The organism is Nonomuraea sp. NPDC050328 (assembly GCF_044459405.1).
Lineage (GTDB): Bacteria > Actinomycetota > Actinomycetes > Streptosporangiales > Streptosporangiaceae > Nonomuraea.
Map to the genome: position 1 here is coordinate 326,705 of NZ_JBITIW010000005.1, position 24,189 is coordinate 350,893.

At 72.9% G+C, this 24,189-nt stretch carries 21 protein-coding genes; 14 read left to right on the plus strand and 7 right to left on the minus strand.

Features of this window, described 5'->3' with window-relative positions; translation table 11 throughout:
- Nucleotides 1–232 precede the first annotated feature (232 nt).
- The 8 genes from ACIBG7_RS21245 to ACIBG7_RS21280 all read left to right on the plus strand — a co-directional run bounded on the left by ACIBG7_RS21245 (nt 233) and on the right by ACIBG7_RS21280 (nt 12,179).
- Complete coding sequence (locus ACIBG7_RS21245; protein ID WP_397337329.1) at nt 233–1,531, plus strand: FAD-binding oxidoreductase; 1,299 nt, start codon at nt 233–235, stop codon at nt 1,529–1,531.
- Nucleotides 1,532–1,577: 46 nt separating this feature from the next.
- Nucleotides 1,578–3,509 carry a serine/threonine-protein kinase gene (locus ACIBG7_RS21250; RefSeq protein ID WP_397337330.1) on the plus strand — a complete coding sequence of 644 codons (1,932 nt, stop codon included), beginning with the start codon at nt 1,578–1,580 and terminating at the stop codon, nt 3,507–3,509.
- 99 nt (nt 3,510–3,608) lie between these two features.
- Nucleotides 3,609–5,630: a serine/threonine-protein kinase gene (locus tag ACIBG7_RS21255; protein WP_397337331.1), complete on the plus strand. Its 2,022-nt coding sequence runs from the start codon at nt 3,609–3,611 to the stop codon at nt 5,628–5,630.
- 46 nt (nt 5,631–5,676) lie between these two features.
- Nucleotides 5,677–6,309 (plus strand): TetR/AcrR family transcriptional regulator, encoded by a 633-nt coding sequence (locus ACIBG7_RS21260; RefSeq protein WP_357920468.1) that lies wholly within the window; start codon nt 5,677–5,679, stop codon nt 6,307–6,309.
- Nucleotides 6,306–7,859 carry an acyl-CoA carboxylase subunit beta gene (locus ACIBG7_RS21265; RefSeq protein ID WP_397337332.1) on the plus strand — a complete coding sequence of 518 codons (1,554 nt, stop codon included), beginning with the start codon at nt 6,306–6,308 and terminating at the stop codon, nt 7,857–7,859. The genes ACIBG7_RS21260 and ACIBG7_RS21265 overlap by 4 nt, the downstream gene beginning before the upstream one ends.
- Nucleotides 7,856–9,739 carry a biotin carboxylase N-terminal domain-containing protein gene (locus ACIBG7_RS21270; protein WP_397337333.1) on the plus strand — a complete coding sequence of 628 codons (1,884 nt, stop codon included), beginning with the start codon at nt 7,856–7,858 and terminating at the stop codon, nt 9,737–9,739. The genes ACIBG7_RS21265 and ACIBG7_RS21270 overlap by 4 nt, the downstream gene beginning before the upstream one ends.
- On the plus strand, nt 9,736–10,512 hold the full coding sequence (locus ACIBG7_RS21275; protein WP_357920476.1) for an enoyl-CoA hydratase-related protein: 777 nt from the start codon (nt 9,736–9,738) through the stop codon (nt 10,510–10,512). Before ACIBG7_RS21270 ends, ACIBG7_RS21275 begins: the two co-directional genes overlap by 4 nt.
- Nucleotides 10,513–10,577: 65 nt before the next feature.
- Nucleotides 10,578–12,179 carry an acyclic terpene utilization AtuA family protein gene (locus tag ACIBG7_RS21280; protein WP_397337492.1) on the plus strand — a complete coding sequence of 534 codons (1,602 nt, stop codon included), beginning with the start codon at nt 10,578–10,580 and terminating at the stop codon, nt 12,177–12,179.
- A gap of 19 nt (nt 12,180–12,198) precedes the next feature.
- On the opposite strand, the gene ACIBG7_RS21285 is transcribed toward ACIBG7_RS21280, so the two are convergent.
- On the minus strand, nt 12,199–13,173 hold the full coding sequence (locus tag ACIBG7_RS21285; RefSeq protein WP_397337334.1) for an ROK family protein: 975 nt from the start codon (nt 13,171–13,173) through the stop codon (nt 12,199–12,201).
- A gap of 56 nt (nt 13,174–13,229) precedes the next feature.
- Here ACIBG7_RS21285 and ACIBG7_RS21290 point away from each other — a divergent pair, with 56 nt between their 5' ends.
- From ACIBG7_RS21290 to ACIBG7_RS21310, 5 genes are all read left to right on the plus strand, one after another.
- The gene (locus ACIBG7_RS21290; protein WP_397337335.1) at nt 13,230–14,045 is read left to right on the plus strand and encodes a GNAT family N-acetyltransferase; all 816 of its coding nucleotides are present in this window, start codon (nt 13,230–13,232) and stop codon (nt 14,043–14,045) included.
- 61 nt (nt 14,046–14,106) lie between these two features.
- Nucleotides 14,107–15,114, plus strand: a complete 1,008-nt coding sequence (locus tag ACIBG7_RS21295; protein ID WP_397337336.1) for a phosphotransferase family protein — start codon at nt 14,107–14,109, stop codon at nt 15,112–15,114.
- 61 nt (nt 15,115–15,175) lie between these two features.
- Nucleotides 15,176–15,382 (plus strand): hypothetical protein, encoded by a 207-nt coding sequence (locus ACIBG7_RS21300; protein WP_357920493.1) that lies wholly within the window; start codon nt 15,176–15,178, stop codon nt 15,380–15,382.
- Between the two features lie 56 nt (nt 15,383–15,438).
- A complete protein-coding gene (locus tag ACIBG7_RS21305) occupies nt 15,439–16,290 on the plus strand; it encodes a helix-turn-helix transcriptional regulator (RefSeq protein ID WP_357920496.1) in 852 nt (283 codons plus the stop codon).
- 72 nt (nt 16,291–16,362) lie between these two features.
- Nucleotides 16,363–16,626 carry a hypothetical protein gene (locus ACIBG7_RS21310; protein WP_357920499.1) on the plus strand — a complete coding sequence of 88 codons (264 nt, stop codon included), beginning with the start codon at nt 16,363–16,365 and terminating at the stop codon, nt 16,624–16,626.
- Nucleotides 16,627–16,660: 34 nt separating this feature from the next.
- On the opposite strand, the gene ACIBG7_RS21315 is transcribed toward ACIBG7_RS21310, so the two are convergent.
- The 6 genes from ACIBG7_RS21315 to ACIBG7_RS21340 are packed head-to-tail and all read right to left on the minus strand — an operon-like array spanning nt 16,661 to nt 23,006.
- Nucleotides 16,661–17,281: a TetR/AcrR family transcriptional regulator gene (locus ACIBG7_RS21315; RefSeq protein WP_357920502.1), complete on the minus strand. Its 621-nt coding sequence runs from the start codon at nt 17,279–17,281 to the stop codon at nt 16,661–16,663.
- Between the two features lie 17 nt (nt 17,282–17,298).
- Nucleotides 17,299–18,468 carry a bifunctional glycosyltransferase family 2/GtrA family protein gene (locus tag ACIBG7_RS21320; protein WP_357920505.1) on the minus strand — a complete coding sequence of 390 codons (1,170 nt, stop codon included), beginning with the start codon at nt 18,466–18,468 and terminating at the stop codon, nt 17,299–17,301.
- Nucleotides 18,469–18,486: 18 nt separating this feature from the next.
- Nucleotides 18,487–19,860 (minus strand): ATP-binding protein, encoded by a 1,374-nt coding sequence (locus ACIBG7_RS21325; RefSeq protein WP_397337337.1) that lies wholly within the window; start codon nt 19,858–19,860, stop codon nt 18,487–18,489.
- Entirely contained in the window at nt 19,857–20,549 is a 693-nt protein-coding gene (locus ACIBG7_RS21330; protein WP_357920511.1) for a response regulator transcription factor, read from the minus strand. Before ACIBG7_RS21330 ends, ACIBG7_RS21325 begins: the two co-directional genes overlap by 4 nt.
- 39 nt (nt 20,550–20,588) lie before the next feature.
- Entirely contained in the window at nt 20,589–22,073 is a 1,485-nt protein-coding gene (locus ACIBG7_RS21335; RefSeq protein WP_357920514.1) for an NAD(P)/FAD-dependent oxidoreductase, read from the minus strand.
- 42 nt (nt 22,074–22,115) lie between these two features.
- A complete protein-coding gene (locus tag ACIBG7_RS21340) occupies nt 22,116–23,006 on the minus strand; it encodes a LysR family transcriptional regulator (protein ID WP_357920516.1) in 891 nt (296 codons plus the stop codon).
- A 70-nt stretch (nt 23,007–23,076) separates the two neighbouring features.
- Here ACIBG7_RS21340 and ACIBG7_RS21345 point away from each other — a divergent pair, with 70 nt between their 5' ends.
- On the plus strand, nt 23,077–24,123 hold the full coding sequence (locus tag ACIBG7_RS21345; RefSeq protein ID WP_397337338.1) for a YeiH family protein: 1,047 nt from the start codon (nt 23,077–23,079) through the stop codon (nt 24,121–24,123).
- The last annotated feature ends 66 nt before the right edge of the window (nt 24,124–24,189 follow it).

Consider the following 24,189-nt stretch of genomic DNA (forward strand, 5'->3'; position numbering starts at 1 on the left):
GCGATCGCGCGGCATGCGAACACGCCCGATCCGGTAAGTGGTCCCCTCGGCGACGACCCCGGGCACGGTGGCCACCCGATCGTCACTCTTACAGACCGGACAAGTCGCATCCATATCCCGGCAAGTCTGGCTGGATCAGTCGGTCGGCGCAAACCGTAAAGTGGCCACCGTGACCGCTATCGACGCCCTTGCCGCGAATCTTCCAGAGGGACGGGTTCTGACGGACCCGGATGTGATCGACTCCTACGCTCGCGACCGGACCTATCTGGAGCCGGGCAAAGCATTGGGCGTCGTCCTGGCCCGGAGCCGCGAGGACGTGGTCACCACGATGCGATGGGCGAGCGAGCACCGGGTGCCGGTGGTGCCGCGCGGCGCGGGCACCGGGCTGGCCGGCGGGGCGACCGCCATGGACGGTTCGATCGTGTTGTCGCTGGCGCGGATGACCGCGATCACCGAGTTGTCGCCCGCGGACGAGATCGCCGTGGTCGAGCCCGGCGTGATCACCGCCGACCTGGACCGGGCGGCGCGCGGGCACGGGCTGATGTACGCGCCCGACCCGTCGTCGTACGAGATCTCCACGATCGGCGGCAACCTGGCGACCAACGCCGGCGGGCTGCGCTGCGTGAAGTACGGCGTGACCCGCGACTCGGCGCTCGGCCTGGAGGTCGTGCTGGCCGACGGGCGCGTCATGAACACCGGCCGCCGCACCGTCAAGGGCGTCACCGGCTACGACCTGACCGGCCTGTTCGTCGGCTCGGAAGGCACGCTCGGGGTGATCACCTCGGCGACGGTACGGCTGCGCCGCGCGCCCCTCGTCCCGCCCGCGACCTTCGCCGCCGAGTTCGGCTCGGCGCGCGACGCCGCCGCGGCGGTGTCGGCGATCATCGCGGCGGGCTGCCAGCCGTCCCTCATGGAACTGCTCGACCGCGCCACGCTCAAGGCGATCGACGACTGGCGCAACATCGGCCTGGAGGACACCAGCCAGGCCATGCTGATCGGCCAGTCCGACGCGGCCGACGGGCAGGCGGTCGCGGTGCGCATGCAGGAGATCTGCGAGGCCAACGGCGCGTCCTTCGTCGCCGTCTCGACCACGCCGGCCGAGGCCGACGAGCTCATCGCCGTGCGCCGGATGGCCTACCAGGCCAAGGAGCGCCTGGGCGCCTGCCTGGTCGAGGACGTCTGCGTGCCGCGCTCGGCCCTGCCCGAGATGATCTCCGCGATCGAGGCCGCTGCCGCGCGGCACGATGTGCTGATCTGCACCGTGGCGCACGCCGGTGACGGCAACCTGCACCCGGTCTTCATCTTCGACCACGGTACGGCGGAGCCGCCCGCGCCGGTGTGGGCGGCGGCCGACGAGGTGTTCACCAGAGCCCTGGAGCTGGGCGGGACCCTCACCGGCGAGCACGGCGTGGGCGTGCTCAAGCGGCGCTGGCTGGACCTTGAGGCGGGGCCGGTGGTGAGCGAGGTGCAGCAGGGGATCAAGGCGGTCTTCGATCCGCTGGGGATTCTCAATCCTGGGAAGGCGATCTGACTGGTAGCGTTCTGCCCCATTATTGGATGGTTGTGGGGAGTTCGGGGTGAACGAGTACCAGCCGCTCGCCGGCGACGATCCGCGGCGGCTGGGCGCCTTCGACGTGGTGGCGCGACTCGGGCAGGGCGGCCAGGGGGTCGTCTACCTGGGGCGCGGGGCGTCCGGGGAACAGGTCGCGATCAAGGTGCTGCACCCTGGGCTGGTCGCCGACGACCAGGCCCGGCAGCGCTTCTTCCGCGAGGTCGCGGTGGCGCAGCGGGTCGCCCGCTTCTCCACCGCGCCGGTGTTGCACGCCGACCTGGACGGGAGCCGGCCGTACATCGTCAGCGAGTACGTGCCGGGGCCGTCGCTGCGTGAGCTCGTCCTCAGCGAGGGGCCGCGGCGGGGGGCGGCGCTGGAGCGGATCGCGATCAGCACCGCCACCGCGCTGGCCGCCATCCACCGGGCCGGGATCCTGCACCGGGACCTCAAGCCGGCCAACGTGCTCATGGGGCCCGAGGGGCCGGTCGTGATCGACTTCGGCGTCGCGCGCGCGCTCGACGCGCCGGGGACGACCGCCACGGGACTGGCCATGGGGACGCCCGCCTACCTCGCGCCCGAGCAGCTCGCCGGGGAGCCGGCCACCGCCGCGACCGACGTCTTCGCCTGGGGGGCGACCATCGCCTTCGCCGCCACCGGGCGGGCGGCCTTCGGGTCGGACACCATTCCGGCGGTCATGAACCGGATCCTGCACCAGGAGCCGCAGCTCGACGGGCTTGAGGGGGCGATGCTCGACCTGGTGTCGTTGTGCCTGGCCAAGGACGCCTCCCAGCGGCCGTCGGCCGAGGAGCTCGTCGCCCGCCTCACCGGCCGCGACACCCCCTTCGGCACCTCCCCGGTCGGCAGTCCAGACTTCCCCTCCCCCAGTTCCACCGCCACCGTCCCCCCGCTTTCCGGCGCCCCCGTTACCCCCGGCTCTCCGCTCTCCACGGGACCTGGGATGCCCGTCTCCGGCGGCCAGGGAACGCCGCCCTCGGGACCTGCTTCCGGCGGCCAGGGCTCGGCTCTCGCGGGGCTGGTTTCCAGCGCGCCGGGGATGCCGCCCTCAGGGCCGGTCTCCGGCGGCCAAGGGATGCCGGGTTCCGGGGGGATGCCGGGGCCGGTTTTCTCCGGGCAGCCGCCAACAGGCGCCCGCGAGGGGATGAACGCCGCCCCGGTGCCCCCGCCGGTGCCCCAGGGCCTGACCCGGGCACGGACCGCCACCCGGGCCCGCAAGCGCCGCACGCCGATGGCGGTGTGGGTGTCGGCCCTGGCCGTCCTGGTCCTGGTGGGCGCCGGGCTCACCGTCTACCTGACCACCGGCCGCCCCTCCCGCACCCAGCTCAGCGCAGCGGGCAGCACCACGGAACCGACCCTCGACCCGGAGCCCACCGTCCAGGCCACCGCGTCGGCCGAGCCCATTCCCTCCCCGTCGAAGTCGAAGACCCGCAAGCCCAAGCCCTCCCCCACCCCCACCCCCACCAAGACCATCAAGATCATCCCGCCCCGCCCGACCACCAAGCCCTCCACGAAGCCGACCCCGAAGCCGTCCAAGACGCCCACGCCCACCCCCACACCGAAGCCGTCCAAGACGCCGACCCCCACCCCCACCCCGACGCCCACCCTCAAGCCGAACCCGCACCGCCCGCTGGCCCTGTGCGGCACCGGCCACCGGGTCATCGACCAGCACGCCCTGGGTACGGTCGCCGTCGTCTACCTGACCTACAACTCCGGCACCGGCGTCAACTGCGTGGTGACCATCGCCAACCACGTCCACCCGGAGAAGGTCCCGGCCAACGCCTTCCTGCAGATCCAGGACGGGGCCGGGCGGTCCAACCCGGGCTCCTACACCGTCCATGCCGGACCGGTACGGCTGGCCGCCAAGCGCAAGTGCGTGATCTGGGGCGGAACCTGGGGAACCAGCTCGTGGAAGAGCGGCTGGAGTCACTGCGGCGCCTGATGCACCGGATGCTGCGCCATCCCTGGCGGCACACTGGTAGCGTTTTGTCCCATTGGTATGGGGTTGCGCAGGGGGTGCGGGGTGACACAGTTCCAACCGTTGACGGCCGACGACCCTCGGCGGCTGGGCCGCTACGACGTGGTCGCCCGGCTGGGCGAGGGTGGCCAGGGGGTGGTCTACCTCGCGCGGGGCGTCTCGGGGGAGCAGGTCGCGGTCAAGCTCCTGCACCAGGCGCTGATCGCCGACCCGGACGCCCGTAACCGCTTCCTGCGCGAGGTCGCCGTCGCCCAGCGGGTCGCCCGTTTCTCCACCGCGCCGGTGTTGCACGCCGACCTGGACGGGAGCCGGCCGTACATCGTCAGCGAGTACGTGCCCGGCCCGTCGCTGCGCGAGCTCGTGCAGAACGAAGGGCCGCGCCGGGGGGCCTCCCTGGAGCGGATCGCGATCAGCACCGCCACCGCGCTCGCTGCCATCCACCGGGCCGGGATCCTGCACCGCGACCTCAAGCCGGCCAACGTGCTCATGGGGCCCGAGGGGCCGGTCGTCATCGACTTCGGCGTGGCCCGGACGTTGGACACGCCCGGCGGCACCGCCACCGGGCTGGCCATGGGGACGCCCGCCTATCTCGCGCCCGAGCAGCTCACCGGGGCTCCGCTCACCGAGGCGGCGGACGTGTTCGCCTGGGGTGTCACCATCGCCTTCGCCGCCACCGGGCGGCCCGCCTTCGGCTCGGACACCATCCCGGCGGTCATGAACCGCATCCTGCACCAGGAACCTCAGCTCGACGGGCTCGACGGGCCCTTGCGTGATGTGGTGTCGGCGTGTCTGTCCAAGGACCCCTCGCTCCGGCCCACCGCCCAGGACCTCGTCGTCCGCCTGACCGGGCAGCCGGTCCCGGTCTCCGCCATCGAACCCGCCCCCACGCCACCGCCTTCCCCGGACCCCTCCCCCTTCCTCGCCCCCGGCTCCGCCCCCGCTCCCTTCCCTAGGCCCGCGCCCTTCCCCGGCGCCCAACACCTCAGCGGGCCCCAGGGACCTGGCGGCGGCCTTCAGGGACCGGCCAGTGGACCCCAGGGTCCGGGCGGCGGCTTCCAGGGTGGGCCGCAGGGACCCGGCGGCGGCTTCCACGGACCCGCCGCAGGGCCCCAGGCACCCCAGGGATCCGGTGGAACGTCCCAGGAGCCGGGCCTACCCCAGGGTCCCGCCGGCCTGCCGTACCAGCCGGGCTCGCCGTACCAGCCGGGCCTGCCTTCGGGCGCGCACCCGGCCGCCCCGCTCCACCCCTCAGGCCCGTACGCCGCGGGCCCGGCACACCTGTCCGGCGCGCACCCCACAGGCGGCCCCGCACAGCCCGGCCCGTTCCAGGGCCCGGGCGCGCCCGCCCAAGGTCCCGGTGCGCCCGGCCAAGGGCCGGGAGGGCCGGGGCAGGCAGAGGGCTGGCCGAGTGGACAACCCGGGCCGACGCACAGCGGCCCAATGGGACAGCCCGGCGGACCGGGTGGGCCGGCCGGGGCCGGGCAAGGGGCTCAGGGCTCGGCGGGGTTGCCGAGTCCGTTCTCGCCGGAAGGGGCCTCCCGGTCGCCCGGCGGCGGGGACCCGTTCAGCGCGCCCGCGCCCGTCCCGCCCCCCGTCCCCAACCGGGGCCTGACCAGGGCCAACGCCGCCAAGCGCAGGGCGCAGAAGCCCAGGAAGCCCCTGCTCCTGATCATCGCCGGCGTGGTGGTGACCGCGCTGGTGGCGGGCGGCGGCGCTTTGTACGTGTTCCGCTCCCCCAGCACCACGGCCAGGCTGGTGGCGGTCCAGAACACCACGGAGCCCCAGGAGGAGCCCGAGGTTACCCCGGAGCCCACCCCCACGCCGACCCCGTCGATGACGATCACCCCGTCCCCCACCAGGACGAAGAAGAAGAAAAAGAAGCCCGTGGTCGTCGTCCCCACGTACCGCCCCCGCCCGACCCCGACGAAGACCACCCCCAAGCCCACCCCGACCAAGAAGAAGACCAAGGACCCCACGCTGGTGGACCCGGAGCCGCAGCCGACCTACGACTGGAACTTCGGTTCCCCGCAGCCGTCCTCGACCGGCAAGTCCACGCCGAAGCCCACGGTCAAGCTCCCCCGCTGATCGGCAGGGTCTTCTCACCGAGCCCGCCTCGGGTTAGATTCTTGACGTGATCGTCAAGTCTGACCCCGCCACCGCCCGCGGCAAGCGCACGCGGTCGGCGCTGCTGCAGGCGGGCCGGGCGGCCTTCGAGGAGCAGGGGCTCGACGCCGTCCGGGTGGACGACGTGTGCGCCCGGGCGGGTGTCTCGCATGGCACCTTCTACACCTACTTCGACTCCAAGGAAGAGCTGTTCACCGAGGTGGCCGGCGCGGTGGTGGGCGAGATGTTCGCCGCCAGCGTGGTGGGCTCGGCGGCGCCGGGCGATCCGCGGGCGCGGATCGAGGCGGCCAACCGGCTCTACCTGCGCGCCTGGGCGAGCAATTCCCGGCTGGTGCGGGTGCTGGAGCAGGCCGCCGCGGCCGACGACCGCTTCCGCGAGCTGCTGCTGGAGGTCCGGGAGGTGTTCGTACGGCGCGGCGCCGAGGGGCTGCGCCGGCTGCAGGAGCAGGGCCTGGCCGACCCGGCGCTCGACCCCCGGCTGACCGCGATCATGCTGGGCGGCATGGTGGAGCACTTCGCCCACGTCTGGCTGGATCTGGGGGAACGGGCCGACGAGGAGACCGCCGTGGCGTTGCTGACCACGTTGTGGGCGCGGGCCATAGGCTTGACGCCCATGTCAGCTCAGGAGGGCGGAAAATGAGCGGCAACCGGGCGGCGATGCTGGCCAAGCTGGCCGAGCTCGACGCCGAACTGGCCAAGGCGGTCGGCGGGGGCGGCGAGAAGTACGTCCAGCGCCACCGCGCCCGCGGCAAGCTGCTGGCCCGGGAGCGCATCGAGCTGCTGCTGGATCCCGGCACCGCGTTCCTGGAACTGTCGCCGCTGGCCGGCTGGGGCAGCGAGTTCCCGGTCGGGGCCAGCGTGGTGACCGGCATCGGGGTGATCGAGGGCGTCGAGTGCCTGATCACCGCGAACGACCCGACCGTGCGCGGCGGAGCCTCCAATCCGTGGACGCTGCGCAAGTCGTTGCGCGCCGCCGACATCGCCCTGGCCAACCGCCTGCCGTACGTCAATCTGGTCGAGTCGGGCGGCGCCGATCTGCCCACCCAGAAGGAGATCTTCATCCCGGGCGGGCGGATCTTCCGCGACCTGACGCGGTTGTCGGCGGCGGGCATTCCGACGATCGCGCTGGTCTTCGGCAACTCCACCGCGGGCGGCGCGTACGTGCCGGGCATGAGCGACTACGTGGTCATGGTCAAGGAGCGCGCCAAGGTGTTCCTGGGCGGGCCGCCGCTGGTCAAGATGGCCACCGGCGAGGAGTCCGACGACGAGTCGCTGGGCGGGGCGGAGATGCACGCGCGCACCAGCGGGCTGGCCGACTACCTGGCCGCCGACGAGCACGACGCGCTGCGCATCGGGCGGAGCATCGTGCGCTCGCTCAACTGGCGCAAGCTCGGCGTCGCGCCGGGGCCGGTGCGCGAGCCGCTGCACGACGCCGACGGCCTGCTCGACCTGGTGCCGGCGGATCTGCGGGTGCCGTTCGACCCGCGGGAGGTGATCGTGCGGATCGCCGACGGCAGCGAGTTCGAGGAGTTCAAGCCGCTGTACGGCGAGTCGCTGGTGACCGGGTGGGCGCGGGTGCACGGCTACGCGGTCGGCTTCCTGGCCAACGCGCGGGGGGTGCTGTTCAGCGAGGAGTCGCAGAAGGCGACGCAGTTCATCCAGCTCGCCAACCAGTCGCGCACGCCGTTGATCTTCCTCCAAAACACCACCGGTTACATGGTCGGCCAGGAGTACGAGCAGGGCGGGATCATCAAGCACGGCGCGATGATGATCAACGCGGTGGCGAACTCGACCGTGCCGCATCTCACCGTCGTCATGGGCGCCTCCTACGGCGCGGGCAACTACGGCATGTGCGGCCGGGCCTACGACCCGCGCTTCCTGTTCACCTGGCCGAGCGCGAAGTCGGCGGTGATGGGCCCGGCGCAGCTCGCCGGGGTGCTGTCGATCGTCGGCCGGGCCGCCGCGCAGGCGCGCGGGCAGGTGTACGACGAGGAGGGCGACGCGGCGATGCGGGCCATGGTGGAGGCGCAGATCGAGGCCGAGTCGCTGCCGTTCTTCCTGTCCGGCCGGCTCTACGACGACGGCGTGATCGATCCGCGTGACACGCGCACCGTGCTGGGGTTGTGCCTGTCGGCGATCAACAGCGCGCCGGTCCCCGCGCCCTCCGGGTTTGGAGTGTTCCGTCCATGATCACCCGTGTGCTGGTCGCCAACCGGGGCGAGATCGCCCGCCGCGTCTTCCGCACCTGCCGCGAGCTCGGCATCTCGACCGTCGCGGTCTTCTCCGACGCCGACGCCGGCTCGCCGCACGTGGCCGAGGCCGACCAGGCGGTACGGCTCAGCGGCACGGCCCCCGCCGAGACCTATCTCGCCATCCCCGCCCTGCTCGACGCCTGCCGTACCTCCGGGGCGGACGCGGTGCACCCCGGCTACGGTTTCCTGGCCGAGAGCGCCGCCTTCGCCGAGGCGGTGCTGGCGGAGGGGCTGACCTGGATCGGCCCCGGCCCGGAGGCCATCGCGGCGATGGGCTCCAAGACCGAGGCCAAGCGGCTGATGGCCGAGGCGGGCGCGCCGGTCTCGGCCACCTACCTGCCGGGGCAGCAGCCGCCGCCCGAGGCCTTCCCGCTGCTGGTGAAGGCGGCGGCGGGTGGCGGCGGGCGCGGCATGCGGGTGGTGCGCGAGCCGGCCGACCTGGAGCGCGAGTTCGCCTCGGCGGCGCGGGAGGCGCTGGCCGCGTTCGGCGACGGCGCCGTCTTCGCCGAGCCGCTGCTGGAGCGGGCCCGGCACGTCGAGGTGCAGGTGCTGGCCGACCGGCACGGGACGGTGTGGGCGCTGGGCGAGCGCGACTGCTCTGTGCAGCGGCGGCACCAGAAGGTGATCGAGGAGTCGCCCGCTCCGGCGCTCGCCGAAGGGGTGCGCGAGCGGCTGGCCACGGCGGCGCGCGAGGCGGCCCGCGCGATCGGCTACGTCGGGGCCGGGACCCTGGAGTTCCTGGTCCGGGGCGAGGACGTCGCCTTCCTGGAGATGAACACCCGGCTCCAGGTCGAGCACCCGGTCACCGAGCTGGTCCACGGGGTGGACCTGGTGCGGCTGCAGATCGAGATCGCCGAGGGCGCGCGGCTGCCCGCCGGGCCTCCCCCGGCGGCCGGGCACGCGATCGAGGCCCGGCTGTATGCCGAGGACCGCGCCTACGTGCCGCAGACCGGGACGATCCACCGGTTCGACCTGCCCGGGGACGTGCGGGTCGATTCGGGCGTGGAGCCGGGGAGCGTCGTCTCGCCGCACTACGACCCGATGCTGGCCAAGGTGGTCGCGCACGGCGCCAGCCGTACCGAAGCGCTGCGGAAGCTCACCGCGGCGCTGACCGGGGCGCGGCTGCACGGCGTGCTCACCAACCGCGACCTTCTCCTCGATGTCCTGAGAAATCCGGACTTCGTGGCGGCGCGGCTGCACACCTCGCTCATCGACGAGACCCCGGCCAGCCCCGCCCGGTCGCCCGAGCTCGCCGCCCTGGCCGCCGCGCTGGCGATGACCGCGGCGCACCGGGCCGCCGCGACGGTCCAGCCAGCCCTGCCCGCGCACTGGCGGAACGTCCGCTCCCAGCCCGCGACGACCCGCTTCGTCACCGCCGAGGGCGAGGAGCTGGAGGTCGTGCACCACCCGCTGCCGCCGGAGGTCACCGTGATCAGCGCCACGCCCGAGCGCGTGGTCCTGGAGCGCGACCGGCTGCGGCTGGGCTTCGACGTCGCCCGCTACGGCGACCTCGTGCACGTCGACTCCCCGCTCGGCGCGCTGCGGCTGACCGAGCTGCCGCGGCTGCCCGAGCCGGTCGTGCACCTGGCCCCGGGCTCCTTGCTCGCGCCGATGCCCGGTACGGTGCTTCGAGTCGAGGTGCATCCGGGCGACCGGGTCGGCGCCGGGCAGGCGGTCGTCGTCCTGGAGGCGATGAAGATGGAACATCGGATCACCGCCCCGGCCGCCGGACTGGTCGCCGAGGTGGCCGTCGAGAAGGGCCGGCACGTCCAGGCCGGGACGGTGCTGGCGATCATTACCGAAGGGGACGCGGCATGACGCGACTGGTGCACAAGCAGCTCGACGGCGGCGTCGCCACGATCACGCTGGACTCGCCGCCCAACCGCAACGCGCTGTCGGTGCGGCTGCTGACCGACCTCGAGGACCGGCTCAACTGGGCGCTGGCCGAGCCGGAGGTCCGGATCATCGTGCTGACCGCCACCGGCACCGTGTTCTGCTCCGGGGCCGACCTCAAGGAGCAGCGGGTCGAGCCCGACCGCGGCGCCGCCGACGCGCCGGTCACCGCCTCCTTCCCGGAGATCATGTCGCTCATCTGGGAGAGCCCGAAGCCGGTCATCTGCCGCATGAACGGCACCGCCCGCGCCGGCGGCCTCGGTCTGGTCGCCTCGTGCGACTTCGCCATCGCGCCGCTGACCGCCTCCTTCGCCTTCTCCGAGGTACGGCTGGGCGTCGTCCCGGCGATGATCTCGGTGCCGGTGCTGCGCCGGATGGAGTCCAGGGCGGCGGGCGAGTACCTGATGACCGGCGAGGTCTTCGACGCCGCGCGCGCCCAGGAGACCGGGCTGATCACCCGGGCCGTCCCCGAGTCCGAGCTCGACGCGACCGTGGGCCACTACGCCGAGATGCTGATCAAGGGCGGCCCCGAGGCGCTGGCGATCACCAAGCGGCTGCTGCGCGAGCTGCCCGCGCTCTCCTTCGACGAGGCGCTGCGGCAGATGGCCGCGCTGTCGGCCCAGCGCTTCACCTCGGAGGAGGGGCAGGAGGGCATCGCCGCCTTCATGGAGAAGAGGCCGCCGAAGTGGACCCGCTGACCGCGCCGCTGCGGATCGCCAACTGCAGCGGCTTCTACGGCGACCGCCTGTCGGCCGCCCGCGAGATGGTCGAGGGCGGCCCGATCGACGTGCTGACCGGCGACTGGCTGGCCGAGCTGACCATGCTCATCCTGGCCGGGAACCGCCTCAAGGGCCGCCCCGGGTACGCGACCACCTTCCTCAAGCAGCTCGAACAGGTCCTCGGCACCTGCCTCGACCGCGGCATCAAGATCGTCTCGAACGCCGGCGGCCTCGACCCGGCCGGCTGCGCCGCCGCCGTCACCGACCTGGCCGCCAAGCTGGGCCTGCGCCCGCGCGTCGCGCACGTGCTCGGCGACGACCTGTCCGGCCGGCCGCTCGACCTGGTCAACGCCGACACCGGCGAACTCCTCGACGCCGCGCCGCTCACCGCCAACGCCTACCTCGGCGGCCGGCCCATCGCCGCCGCGCTGAGCGCCGGCGCCGACGTCGTCGTCACCGGCCGCGTCACCGACGCCGCTCTGGTCACCGGCCCGGGCATCTGGCGGTACGGCTGGCAGCCCGGCGACCTCGACGCCCTGGCCGGATCCGTCGTCGCCGGGCACGTCATCGAATGCGGCTGCCAGGCCACCGGCGGCAACTACGCCTTCTTCGACGAGGTCCCCGACCTGGCCCACTGCGGCTTCCCGCTCGCCGAGCTGTACGCCGACGGCTCCAGCGTGATCACCAAGCACCCCGGCACCGGCGGCCTGGTCTCGGTCGGCACGGTCACCGCGCAGCTCCTCTACGAGATCGGCGGCCCCCGCTACCTCGGCCCGGACGCCGTCGCCCGCTTCGACACCATCACCCTCACCCAGGACGGCCCCGACCGGGTCCGCATCACCGGCGTGCGGGGCGAGCCGCCGCCCGAGACGCTCAAGGTGGCCGTCAACTACCTGGGCGGCTACCGCAACACCATGACCCTCGTCCTCACCGGGCTCGACCTGGAGGCCAAGGCCCGGGTGGCCGAGGAGGCGATCTGGGCGCGGGTCCCGCGTGACACCTTCGAGCGGGTCGAGGTCGGCTTCGACCCGCCGCTGCTGCGGATCACCGTCCTGGACCCTGACCGGGCCGTCGCCGGACGGCGCTTCTCCTCGGCCGTCGTCGAGACGGGGCTCGCCTCCTACCCGGGCTTCTACGGGCTCACCCCGCCGGGGGACGCCTCGCCGTACGGGGTCTACTGGCCGGTGCTCGTCCCCGCCACCGAGGTCACCCCCACCGTCCACCTGGACGGCGACACTTTCCCCGTCCCTCACCCGCCCGCCTCCCCCACCTCCCCTTTGCCACCCCTCCCATCCGAGGAGCCCCCCGCCGCAGACCTCCCCACCGTCCGAGCCCCGCTCGGCACGGTCGCGGGGGCCCGTTCCGGCGACAAGGGCGGCAACGCCAACCTCGGCGTCTGGGTCCGCACCCCCGAGCACTACCCGTGGCTGGCCGCCCACCTCACCGTGGACCGCCTCCGCACCCTCCTGCCCGAACTCGCCGCCCTGCGCGTCGAACGCTTCGAGTTCCCCAACCTCCTGGCGGTCAACTTCGTCATCCACGGCCTCCTCGGCCGCGGCGTCGCCGCCAGCACCCGCCTCGACCCCCAGGCCAAATCCTTGGGCGAACACCTGCGCGCCCAGCTCACCGACGTCCCGTCCCCCTAGCAGAAGCAGACCCTTTAGGTCATGCGGCGGCCTGCCAGCCGAGGAGGGCGGCGCCGTGGAGGCCGGCGAGGGCGCCCAGGGCGGACGGGAGGAGGCGGGGGGCCGGGCGGAAGGCGAGGCGGGCCGACAGGCGGGTGCGGAGCGGGTCGAACAGGATGTCGCCGGCGAGGGACAGGCCGCCGCCGAGGACGATGAGGTCGGGGTCGAGCAGGAGGGTGGAGGTGGCCAGGCCGATGGCGAGGGCGTCGACGGCCAGCGACCAGGCGGCACAGGCCGGGGCGCCGCAGGACAGGTCGCCGCAGGCGCGGGCGAGGTCGGCGGCCTCCTGGGCGGTGGCGGTGCCGGCGCGGGCCGGGATGGAGCGGGCGCCGCAGTACAGGGCCAGGCAGCCGCGCTGGCCGCAGCGGCAGTCCTCGCCGTCGGGGTAGACCGGGATGTGCGCGAGCTGGCCGGCCCAGCCGTTGTCCCCCTCGTACGGCGAGCCGTTGACGATGAGGGTGGCGCCGGGGCCGGTGCCCAGGGGGATGAAGAGGGCGTGCTGTGCGCCCCGGCAGGCGCCGAGCGCCGCCTCGGCCAGGCCGGCGGCTCCGACGTCGTGGCCGAGCGCGACGGGCAGGTCGAGGGCGGTGAAGGCGGCGGCGGGCACGTCACGCCAGCCGAAGGCGGCCGAGTAGACGGCGACGCCGGGGGCGTGCAGCCCCGGCACGGCCAGCCCGACGGCCATTGGACGGAGCCCGCCCGCGGCCGGGGTGGAGGGAGAGGCGGAGGAAGGGGCGGAAGGGTGCGGGGAAGCCGGGGTGGGGGAAGAGGGGGAGACGGAGGCGGCGCGGGTGTGCAGGGTGTCGGCGAAGGCGGAGATGGCCGCGATGGCCTCGTCCGGGCTCACGCCGCTCGGGGTGGGGCTGGTCTCCAGGTGCAGGAGGGTCCCGTCCCGGGCGACCAGGCCGCCCTTCAGGTCGGTGCCGCCGACGTCGATCGCGATCACACAGTCCACGCGGGGCAGGTTATCGAGTTGAACCCGACAAAGCACCTCAGACAGGATGGCCGTCTATGGAGATGCGCCGCCTGACCCCTGATGAGCTGGACGACTGCGTCCGGCTGGCCAAGAGCCGCGAGTGGCTGCCCGAGCGCCGCAAGTGGGCGCTGCTGTTCGAGGCGGGCGAGGTCTACGGCCTCCTGCTGGGCGGGACGCTGGTCTCGACGACGGTGCTGACCCGGTACGGCGCCGGTTACGGCGTGATCAGCATGGTGCTGACCGATCCCGCGCACGCCCGGCAGGGCCTGGCACGGCGGCTGATGGAGTACGTGCTGGAGCAGGCGGACGGGCTGGTGCTGTCGCTGACCGCGACGCCGAACGGCCGGCCGCTGTACGAGCGGCTCGGGTTCGAGACGGTCGGCGAGGTGACCTCGCACGTGGGCGTCTTCGCCGGCGAGCCGTCGGGGGTCTCCCGGGCCGCGACCGCCGCGGACCTGGAGCCGATCCTGGCCCTGGATCGCGAGCTGTTCGAGGCGGACCGCGGCGTCCTGCTGCGCCGGCTGCCGGACCTGCACGACCCGCTGCGGGTGATCGAGCGCGACGGGCGCGTGGCGGCCTTCGGCGGCGTCTGGGACACCGGCGACCAGCTCGTGGGCGGCCCCGTGGTGACCCGCGACCCGGAGGCGGCCATGGCACTGCTGGCCGACCTCCTGGCGGGCACCGCCAAGCCGGTCCGGCTGGACCTGGACACCCGGCAGACCGAGGTGTGCGCCTGGGCCGAGGCGCACGGCGTCCAGCCGGGCTTCTCGACGAAACTGATGGTCCGGGGCGGGGCGCTGCCGGGCGTGCGGCCCTCGCTGGTCACCTCGTACAACGTGGCCCTGGGTTGACCCGTCCGGCGCGGCAGCCGTACATTCGCGGCCAGAACATCGTTCGGTTCCAAGGGCGGCCATGACCCACATCGACGTCAGCGCGGTCGACTTCGAGGCGCTCGGCGCCTGGATGGACACGCACGGGCTTCCGGAGGGCGCGATCACCGGCGCCGAACCGGTGCTCGGCGGCACGCAGAACATCATGGTGCGCTTCGAGCGCGGCGGCGTGCCGTACGTCCTGCGCAGGCCGCCGGCGCACGTGCGCGCCAAGAGCAACGAGGTGCTGCGCCGCGAGGCGCGGCTGCTGGCCGCGCTGGAGGGCACCGGCGTGCCCGCGCCACGGCTGGTCGCCGCGCAGACCGAGAGCGAGCCGGTCTTCTACCTGATGGAGCCGGTCGACGGCTTCAACGCCTCGACCGGGCTGCCGCCCAGGCACGCCGGCGACCCGGCGATCCGGCACCGGATGGGGCTGGAGGCGGCGATCGCGCTGGCCGCGCTCGGCCGCGTGCCCGCCGAGCGGCTGCCCGGCTTCGGCCGCCCGGAGGGCTTCCTGGAACGGCAGGTGCCGCGCTGGATGGGCGAGCTGGAGTCGTACGGCAAGCTGGACGGCTACCCAGGCCCGGAGATCCCCCACCTGCACGAGACCGCCGCCTGGCTGGAGCTCAACCGCCCGGCCGGCTTCACCCCCGGGATCATGCACGGCGACTACCACCTGGCCAACCTGATGTTCGCCCACGACGGCCCACGGGTGGCGGCGATCGTCGACTGGGAGATGTGCACGATCGGCGACCCGCTGCTCGACCTGGGCTGGCTGGTGGCGACATGGCCGTCGATGGAGGCGCAGGTGCCGGGCCTGGCCTCGGCGAAGGAGATGGTCGCCTGCTACGCGGAGTTGTCGGAGCGCGATCTGTCGGCGATCGACTGGTATGTGGTGCTGGCCTGCTTCAAGCTCGGCATCGTGCTGGAGGGCAGCCACGCGCGGGCCTGCGCGGGCAAGGCGCCCAAGGACATCGGCGACCTGTTGCACGCCACCACGCTGGACCTTTTCGCCCGGGCGCAGGAGTGGATGCGTAAACCAGGAGACTAACGATCTCCCCTCCCCTACAATTGCGAGCAATTGCGGACATTTCGTCGGGGAGGACGTTCCCATGCGCCTACGGTTTCTCGGCTCGACGTCGGAGGCGGGCGCCTGCCCCACTCTCTACGAGACCGACCGCGGCACGATCGTGGTCCAGGGGTTGCACGTGACCGATCCGGAGGCGCTCGGCGACCTTCGCGACGTGCTGGAGGGTGAGGCCGCGGTGGAGGTCCCGCGCGAGTTGCTCGTGGAGATCGCAAGACGCGTACTGTCTTGATCACGATTGCGTACAGCCACTGGAAGGTGCCGTCCGGGCGCGGCTAGCCTCGGTCAATGAGCACCTTCCAGCAGGCCCGCGTGGAACTCGGCGCCCAGTTGCGGAGATTGCGCGAGGCATCCGGGCTCACCGGCAAGGACCTGGCCGAGCGGCTGCACTGGCAGCCGTCCAAGGTCTCCCGGCTGGAGAACGCCCGGCAGACGGCCAGCGAGGAGGACGCGGTCGCCTGGGCCGAGGCGACCGGCGCGGCGGCGCCGGAGGCCGACGACCTGATCGCCAAGGCGATCGGGCTCAGCGCCCGGCAGGCCGACTGGCGCCAGCGCGGCTCCGACAGCCTGGCGGTGCTCCAGAACGACATCCGCGAACTCGAGCTGCGCACCACGAACCTGCGAGTCTTCGAGGCCGGCCTGATCATGGGCCTGCTGCAGACGCCGGAGTACTCGCGGCAGGTGTTCACCCGGCTCAAGCGCTGGTGGAAGGCGCCCGACGAGATCGACAGCGCGATCCAGGCGCGGATGAAGCGGCAGGAGATCCTCTACGACCGCTCCCGCTCCTTCGTGGTGATCATGCCCGAGGCCACCCTGCGCTTCAAGCTCGCCACCACCGACGTGATGCTCGGCCAGATGGACCGGCTGCTCGCGGTCAGCACGCTGCCCAACCTCAAGCTGGGCCTCATCCCGTTCGAGCACGAGTTGCCCTCGGCGATCACCACGGGCTTCTGGATCTTCGACGAGGAGCAGGTCATGGTGCCGATGCGCCATCACGAGCTGCACCTGCGCGAGCGGAGCGACGTGGAGTTCTACGCCGAGATCTTCGAGGCGTACAGCAAGGTCGCCGAGTTCGGGCAATCCGCACGATCCATCATCATGCGCGTGATTAACGATTTGGCGAAACAAAGTCCACTTTAACGTTCGCAATTGCTTGCCTCGCCGGACAAGATCATGCAATCCTGAGGCAAGATGTTGCGGAGGTGACTCACGATGTTGGACACGACGGTCTGCTTGGAGCAGTTCGCGTGGCACGCGAGTCGGCACGCCGACCTGCGGGTCCACAATCTCGCCCTGTCCTGCGAACCGGCCTACGTGGCCGTGCGCAATCGCTTCTCCAGCACCCTGGCCGAGACGGTCACCTGCTCGGACGAAGGCGCCTTCATCACCTCGTGGGGATACCGGCTGGGCAGCGCCGACGACGTCGAGTCGGCCGCCGCCCGCCTGGCCTACCTGCTGGCCGCCCTGCCCGCCTGAACCGGGCGAAGGCGGCCGGGCAGGCCGCCGGTGGCTAGTCGTCGCCGAACTCCGCCGGATCGATCGCCACTTCCTTGGCCGCCGCCATCCGGGCGTGCTTGAGCAGCCGTTCCCTGGACAGCACGTTCGGATGCAGGGTGTAGCGGATCACCAGCCCGTCCAGCATCGCGTCGATGCGCTCGGCCGCACCGGCCGGGTCCTCGCAGACGAACTCCTCCGCGGCCACGCCGTCCCTGATCACCCGCTCCAGCGCGTTCAGCCACACCTGCTCGACCTGCTGGGCGATCTCCCGCACCGCCGGCTCGCGCAATGCCACGTTCCAGGCGTCCAGCCACAACAACCAGCTCTGGTCGGAACGGGACTCGGGGATGTAGTAGCGCAACACCCGATCCAGCCGCACGACCGCCGGAGCCGGCGCTCCGGCCAGCTCGTCCAGGCCGGCCTTCTCGATGTCGAGGGTCGCCCGGAGCATCGCCGTGAGCAGCTCGTCCTTCGTGGCGAAGTGGTAGTGGATCAGTCCGCCGCTGACGTTCACCGCTTTGGCGACGTCAGCCACGCGGGTATTGGCCAGCCCTTTTTCGAGCACTACCCGGCGGGTGGCCTCCAGAAGCTCGGCCCTGCGGTGATCGGCCTGATCGGCCCGGCTGTTGCGCACCGGCCAAGAGTATCCCGCTATCTCCTCTTCGGGTGGAACACCCAGACCCGGAGCAACAGGAAGCGGACCGTGGTCGCCGCGGCGTTCGCGGCGACGCCCACGACCAGCTCGACACCCCGCGAGGCCTCCTCGGGGATGAGGGCCAGACCGGCCGTGCTCAGGGCCAGCCCGACCAGGAACGCGACCGCCCCTTCGAGCTGGTGGCGCAGGGCCCGGGCCGAGCCGGTCACCCCGAAGGTGAAGCGCCGGTTGGCGGCGGTGTTGCCGATCGCGGTGATCACCAGGGCGATGGCGTTGGCCGCGAACGGCGAGAAGGTGCCGCGCAGCACCCAGAACAACACCATGTACGACAACGCGCTGACGATGCCGACGAGCGCGAAGCGCGGCAGTTGCCGGGCCATGCCCTCGGGCATGCGTGCCTGCCGTACCGACGGGGGCATCGGGATGCCCGCCACGTCCGACAGGGCCCGGCGCATCACCCGGGCCAGCCCGCGCAGGTCGTCGTAGGCGGTGCGGACGATGTCGACCCGGCTGTCGGGGTCGTCCACCCAGTCGACCGGCACCTCGTGGATGCGCAGCCCCTGCCGCTCGGCCAGCAGGAGCAGCTCGGTGTCGAAGAACCACTCCTCGTCCTCCACGTGCGGCAGCAGCGCCTGGGCCACCTCGGTGCGGACCGCCTTGAAGCCGCACTGCGCGTCGGAGAAGCCGGCGCCGAGCAGGTGCAGCAGCAGGTTGTAGGAGCGCGAGATGAACTCGCGTTTCGGCCCGCGCACCACCCGCGACGAGCGCGACAGCCGGGTGCCGATCGCTAGGTCGCTGTGCCCCGACAGCAGCGGCGCGACCAGCGGGAGGAAGGCGCCCAGGTCGGTGGACAGGTCCACGTCCATGTAGCTGACCACGTCGGCGTCGCTGACCGCCCACACCCGGCGCAGCGCCCGGCCGCGGCCCTTCTCCTCCAGGTGTACGGCCCGCACGTGCGGCAGTTCGTGGGCCAGTTCCCGCGCCAGCCTCCACGTGTCGTCGGTGCTGGCGTTGTCGGCGATGGTGATGCGGAAGCCGTACGGGAAGGTGGTGGTCAGGTAGTCGTGCAGCCGCCGGATGCTGCCGGGAAGGGCGACCTGCTCGTTGTACACCGGCACGACCACCTCGACCAGGCGGGTCGGGATGGCTGTCTGCGTGGGATCCAAGGGGTTACCTCAACCGGATCAGGCATGGGGCGGCTGAGACGAGCTTAGACCGGGCAGGCTGATGGTCGCGAGAACGCCGCCGTCCGGCGCGTTCTCCAGTTCGACGGAGCCGCCCGCCTCCTTGACCGCCTGCATGACGATGGCCAGTCCCAGCCCGGACCCGGGCAGGCTGCGCGCGGAGGACGAGCGCCAGAACCGCTCGAAGACGTGCGGCATGTCCTGGTCGGGGATGCCCGGCCCGTGGTCGCGCACGGTGAGCACGCCCGCCTCGAGCTGGACGTCGATCTCCCCCGGGCTGAACTTGGCGGCGTTGTCCAGCAGGTTGAGCACGGCCCGCTCCAGGGAGGCCGGGTTGCCGAGCACGTACCACGGCTCCAGGTCCGACCTGACCTCGGCGCCGCGCAGCTCCGCGCGCTCGATCGCGGCGGCGACCACCTCGTGGAAGGCGAAGCGGGTGTGCGGCTCGCGGTCGGTCTCGCCGCGCGAGAGCATCAGCAGGTCGCCCACCAGCGTGGACAGCTCGGCGAACTGCGCCTTGACGTTGACCAGCAGCCGCTCCTTGGCCGCCGGGTCCAGCGCGCGGCCGGTCTGCTCGCTGCGCAGCAGCAGGTCGATGTTGGTGCGCAGCGAGGTCAGCGGGGTGCGCAGCTCGTGTCCGGCGTCGGCGACGAGCTGGCGCTGGCGGTCGCGCGAGCCGGCCAGGGCGGCGGTCATCGCGTTGAACGAGCGGCTCAGCCGGGCGATCTCGTCGTCGCCCTTGACCGGGATGGTGGTGTCGAGGTCCTCGGTCTGGGCGATGTGCTCGACGGCCTTGGTGAGGCGGCGGACGGGGCGCAGGGCGGTGTTGGCGATCAGCAGGCCGATGGTCGCGGCCCCGAGCACCCCGACCAGGGCGACCAGGACGAGCGACTTCACCAGGGTGCTCAGCGCGCCGTACATGCCGTGCTCGGGGATGGCGGCCATGATGGCGCCGTCGTTGCCGATGCTCGTGGTCAAAACGCGGACGTGCTTGCCGTTGCTGAGCTCACCGTCCCGGGTGACGGACTTCTCCGGGGGCAGCTTGGTGACCGCGATGTCCGCGGGCTCGACCTTGATCGCCAGCCACTGCTCGTGCGGCAGGCAGCGTTCTCCTGAGTCGGTCACGATCTGCCACACCGGGCCTCCGTACCACTGGCTGCCGGGCGGTGGCGAGCCCGGGTTCTGCTTGCACGGCCAGCCCACGTCCCGGACCTCGGCGGGGGTCGGACGCACGTTCTCCAGCGAGGCGTTGATCCCCTCGTCGAGCTCCCGGTAGACCAGCCAGCCCGACACCGCGGCGACCGCGGCGATGGCGATGGCGACCGCTGCCGTCACCAGCAGCGTCAGCCGGGAGCGCAGGCTGCCGTGTCTCACCGAGGCGCCTTGAGGGCGTAGCCGACGCCCCGGACGGTGTGGATGAGCCGGGGCAGCCCCTCGACCTCGGTCTTGCGCCGCAGGTACATGACGTAGACGTCGAGGGAGTTGGAGGTGGGCTCGAAGTCGAAGCCCCACACGTGCGCCAGGATCTGCTCGCGGGTCAGCACCTGGCGCGGGTGCATGAGGAACAGCTCCAGCAGCAGGTACTCGGTGCGGGTGAGGTCGAGCGGGTGCCCGGCGCGGGTGACCTCGCGGGTGCCAGGGTCCATGCGCAGGTCCTCGAAGGCCAGCAGCGGGGCCTGCCCGCCGTTGCTGCCGATCGCGCCCCGGCGCAGCAGCGCCCGCACCCGGGCCAGCAGTTCGTCCAGCTCGAACGGTTTGACCAGGTAGTCGTCGGCCCCGGCGTCGAGCCCCGACACCCGGTCGCCGACCGCGTCGCGGGCGGTCAGCATGAGGACCGGCACGTGGTTGCCGCCCGAGCGCAGCCGGCGGCACGCGGTGAGCCCGTCGAGGCGCGGCATCATCACGTCCAGGAGCACCGCGTCGTACGGCTCGCGCTCCAGGGCTTCGAGCGCCGCCAGGCCGTCGTTGACCGTCTCGACCCGGTAGCCCTCGAACTCCAGGCTCGACTGGAGGGCTTCGCGGAGGGCCGGCTCGTCGTCGACCACCAGCAGACGTGCGCTCATGGTCCCACGGTAGGCGGTGAAGATGAGAAGGCGATGAACCTACCCGTGCAGCACCTTCATCGCGGCGTTGTGTCCCGGGATGCCGCTGACGCCGCCGCCGCGCCGGGCGGCCGCGCCGCAGCGCAGGATGCGGTCGTGCTCGGTCTCCACGCCCCACCGGCCCTCGTCGGCGGCGTCCTCGGCGTACGGCCAGGCGAGGTCGCGGTGGAAGATGTGGCCGCCCGGCAGCCCGGCCTGGGTCTCCAGGTCGACCGGCGACTTGGCCTCGATGCAGGGGCGGCCGTCCGGAGTGTGCAGCAGGCAGTCCTCGATCGGCTCGGCCAGGACGGAGTTGATCGAGCGCAGGGTGGCGGCGAGCGCCTCGGCCCGGGCGCGCTCGGGGTCCCGGCGGAACAGGCGGGCGGGCATGTGCAGGCCGAACAGGGTCAGGGTCTCCCCCTCGACGCCCAGGATCGACCGGTCGGTGAGCGAGTGGCAGTACACCTCGGCCGGGGGCAGGGCGGGGATCGTGCCCGCGGCGGCCTCGCCGTACGCGCGGGCGAGCTGGGCCTGGCTCTCGTTGATGTGGAAGGTGCCGCTGAAAGCGGCCCGCGGGTCGACCGAGGCGTCCTTGAGCCTGGGCAGCCGCGACAGCACCATGTTGACCTTGAGCTGGGCGCCCTCGGGCGCTTCCGCGCCCGGCTCCAGGACGTCCGGGGGCAGGTTCAGCAGCACCCGGCCGCCGGTCACGGTGTGCTCGGCGCCGGAGGCGTCGCGGAAGGTCACCTCGCCGTTCGGGTCCACGCCGATCACCTCGGCGCCGGTCCTGATCTCCGCCCCGGCCTGGCGGGCGGCTCGTTCCAGCGCCCCGGAGACCGCGCCCATGCCGCCGACCGGCACGTTCCACTCGCCGGTGCCGTCGCCGATCACGTGGTAGAGGAAGCAGCGGTTGGCCAGCAGGTCCTCGTCGGGGTCGGCGAAGGTGCCGATCAGCGCGTCGGTGAGCACGACGCCGCGCACGGTGTCGTCGGTGAAGCGCTCGCGGACGATGCGGCCGATCGGGCGCTCGAACAGCTCGTCCCAGCCGGCGAGGGCCCTGAAGTCCTTCTCGCCGCGCAGCGGTTCGAGCAGCGTGGGGGCGATCCGCTCGGCCAGGCGGGCGGCCTGGCCGTAGAAGGCGGTCCAGGCCGCGTGGTCGGCGTCGCCGCCGGTGACCTCGCGGAAGGAGTCGCGGGTACGGCCGGCGTCCTCGTTGTCCACGAGCAGGCCGCCGGTCCCGACCGGCGTGTAGGAGGCGTAGCGGCGGCGGCGCAGCGTGATGTCCAGGCCGAGGTCGGTGACGACCTTGGTCGGCAGCAGGCTGACCAGGTAGGAGTACCTGGACAGGCGGGCGTCCACGCCGTCGAACGCCTGGGCCGAGATGGCCAGACCGCCCACGTGGTCGAGGCGTTCCAGGACCAGCACCCGGCGCCCGGCCCTGGCGAGATACGCCGCCGCCACCAGCCCGTTGTGCCCGGCACCGACTACCACCACGTCATAGGCCATTCCGGGACGATATACCTCCGTCGCCGGGCTCGGCGAGCCCGCTCAAGGACGGCTGGCGATCGCCAGCAGCACCGCGGCCGGACCGGCGAGCACGCGTCCCCGCCGCCAGACCGCGCGCAGGCTGCGCACGAGGTTCACCCCGGCCAGCGGCACCTCCACCAGCCGCCCGGTGGCCAGCTCGGCCTCCACCGCGTAGGCGCTCAGCACCGCGGGCGCCGCCCCGGCCTGGGCCGCGCCCTTGACCGCCGAGTTCGAGCCCAGCTCCAGCCGGGGCGCGGCCTGGTGCAGGTCGCCGATGGCCCGGTCGAGCGTCTCCCGCGTGCCCGAGCCCTGCTCCCGCACGACCAGCGGCGTGGCCGCGAGTTCCACCCCGCGCAGCGCGGTACGGCGGCGCGTCCACGGATGGCCCGGGGCGACCACGACGACCAGCCGGTCGGTCCCCACGACCCGGCTGTCCAGCGCCTCGGGCACGCTCGGCCCCTCCACGAAGCCCAGCTCGACCTCCCCGGCCACGACCCGGGCGATGACCTCGGCGGAGTTGAGCACGTCCAGCCCGGCCTGGGCTTCGGGCTCGCGTTCCTGGAACTCGCCGAGCCAGCGGGGGACGAGGTACTCGGCGACCGTCATGCTGGCGGCCACCCGCAGGTGGGCCGCCTCGCCCCGCCGTACCGCGTCGGCGCTGCGCATGAGCTCGCGGGCGGCGTCCAGGACGGCGACCGCCCAGCCGGCGACCATGCGGCCCTCTGCGGTGAGGGTGGAGCCGCGCGGGGTGCGCTCCAGCAGGGGCAGGCCGAGGCGGCGTTCGAGCTGGGCCAGGCGCTTGCTCGCCGAGGGCTGGGCGACGCCGGCGGCGCGGGCCGCCTGGCCGACGCTGCCGAGTTCCCCGACGTCGACCAGGAGCTTCAGCGAGTCGAGGTCGGGCCATCCAGTCATAGCCTCAGGCTATGACCTCCCAGGCAAGATCGGGGTACCGGGGGGCCTGAGCTGCGACAAAGCTCTTCTTATGGTGTCAATTCCGGTCGGGTCGTCCTGGCCGCGGGTCAACCTGCCCGGCATCGCGGTGGCCGGAGTCGCCGTCGTCCTGGCGGTCCTGGCCAACCGGGCGGTGCCCGCGGTCAGCCCCGCGGTCTTCGCGGTGATCGGCGGAGCCGTCCTGGGCAACCTCGGGCTGCTCGGCGAGCGGTTGCGGCCGGGGCTGCGGTTCGTGTCCAAGCGGGTGCTGCGGACCGCGATCGTCCTGCTCGGCCTGCAGATCGCGCTGCCCGAGGTGCTCGCGCTCGGCCCGCAGACGCTCGCCGTCGTGGTCGTCGCGACCGGGGTCACCTTCGTGCTGACCCCGATCATCGGCCGCCGGCTCGGCGTGCACCCGGGCACCGCCCTGCTGCTGGCCACCGGCGTCTCCATCTGCGGCGCTGCGGCCATCGCCGCGATGCACGCCACCCTAGGCGAGCGTTCCGCCGACGAGCGCTCCGCCGAGACGGACGAGGAGCAGGCCGACGCCGCCAGCGCGCTCAGCGCGGTGGTCCTGTACGGCAGCCTGGCCATCGTCGCCCTGCCGCTGGCCGCCTCCTGGCTGGGCCTGTCCGACCGGCAGCTCGGCCTCTGGACCGGGGCGTCGGTGCACGAGGTGGCCCAGGTGGCCGCGATCGGCGCGGCGGCGGGCGCCTCGGTGCTCGCGGTGGCGGTGATCGTGAAGCTGGCCCGGGTGGTCCTGCTGGCCCCGATGGTCGCGATGACCGCCTTCCGGCTGCGGGCCGCCGCCGACCCTGAGCCGGCCGCCGGGACGGCCAAGCCGCCGATCGTCCCGCTGTTCGTCGGCGGCTTCCTGGCCCTGATGGTCGTCCGGAGCCTCGGCTGGGTCCCGCCGACGGTGATCGAGGCCACCCCGCTGGTCACCAACGCGCTCCTCGCCGCCGCCCTCTTCGGCCTCGGCGCGGGCATCGACGTCAAGGCGTTGCTGCGCGGCGGGCGCAAGCCGATGCTGCTGGGGGCCGTCGCCACCGTGCTGATCAGCGGCGTCAGCCTGCTCGGTGTGCTTCTCCTCGGCTGAACCGGCCATAGGATCCACGCGGAACAAACCGCAGCAAAATGGCCGTTCCAGCAGAGTGAGAAACGA

Bases quoted from the DNA above. Each gene is read 5' to 3' on its own strand.
- ACIBG7_RS21310 (WP_357920499.1), top strand. From the start codon at position 16,363: ATGTTGGACACGACGGTCTGCTTGGAGCAGTTCGCGTGGCACGCGAGT.
- ACIBG7_RS21265 (WP_397337332.1), top strand. From the start codon at position 6,306: ATGAGCGGCAACCGGGCGGCGATGCTGGCCAAGCTGGCCGAGCTCGAC.
- ACIBG7_RS21290 (WP_397337335.1), top strand. From the start codon at position 13,230: ATGGAGATGCGCCGCCTGACCCCTGATGAGCTGGACGACTGCGTCCGG.
- ACIBG7_RS21305 (WP_357920496.1), top strand. From the start codon at position 15,439: ATGAGCACCTTCCAGCAGGCCCGCGTGGAACTCGGCGCCCAGTTGCGG.
- ACIBG7_RS21280 (WP_397337492.1), top strand. From the start codon at position 10,578: ATGGTCGAGGGCGGCCCGATCGACGTGCTGACCGGCGACTGGCTGGCC.
- ACIBG7_RS21340 (WP_357920516.1), bottom strand. From the start codon at position 23,006: ATGACTGGATGGCCCGACCTCGACTCGCTGAAGCTCCTGGTCGACGTC.
- ACIBG7_RS21295 (WP_397337336.1), top strand. From the start codon at position 14,107: ATGACCCACATCGACGTCAGCGCGGTCGACTTCGAGGCGCTCGGCGCC.
- ACIBG7_RS21275 (WP_357920476.1), top strand. From the start codon at position 9,736: ATGACGCGACTGGTGCACAAGCAGCTCGACGGCGGCGTCGCCACGATC.
- ACIBG7_RS21335 (WP_357920514.1), bottom strand. From the start codon at position 22,073: ATGGCCTATGACGTGGTGGTAGTCGGTGCCGGGCACAACGGGCTGGTG.
- ACIBG7_RS21345 (WP_397337338.1), top strand. From the start codon at position 23,077: ATGGTGTCAATTCCGGTCGGGTCGTCCTGGCCGCGGGTCAACCTGCCC.
- ACIBG7_RS21330 (WP_357920511.1), bottom strand. From the start codon at position 20,549: ATGAGCGCACGTCTGCTGGTGGTCGACGACGAGCCGGCCCTCCGCGAA.
- ACIBG7_RS21300 (WP_357920493.1), top strand. From the start codon at position 15,176: ATGCGCCTACGGTTTCTCGGCTCGACGTCGGAGGCGGGCGCCTGCCCC.
- ACIBG7_RS21270 (WP_397337333.1), top strand. From the start codon at position 7,856: ATGATCACCCGTGTGCTGGTCGCCAACCGGGGCGAGATCGCCCGCCGC.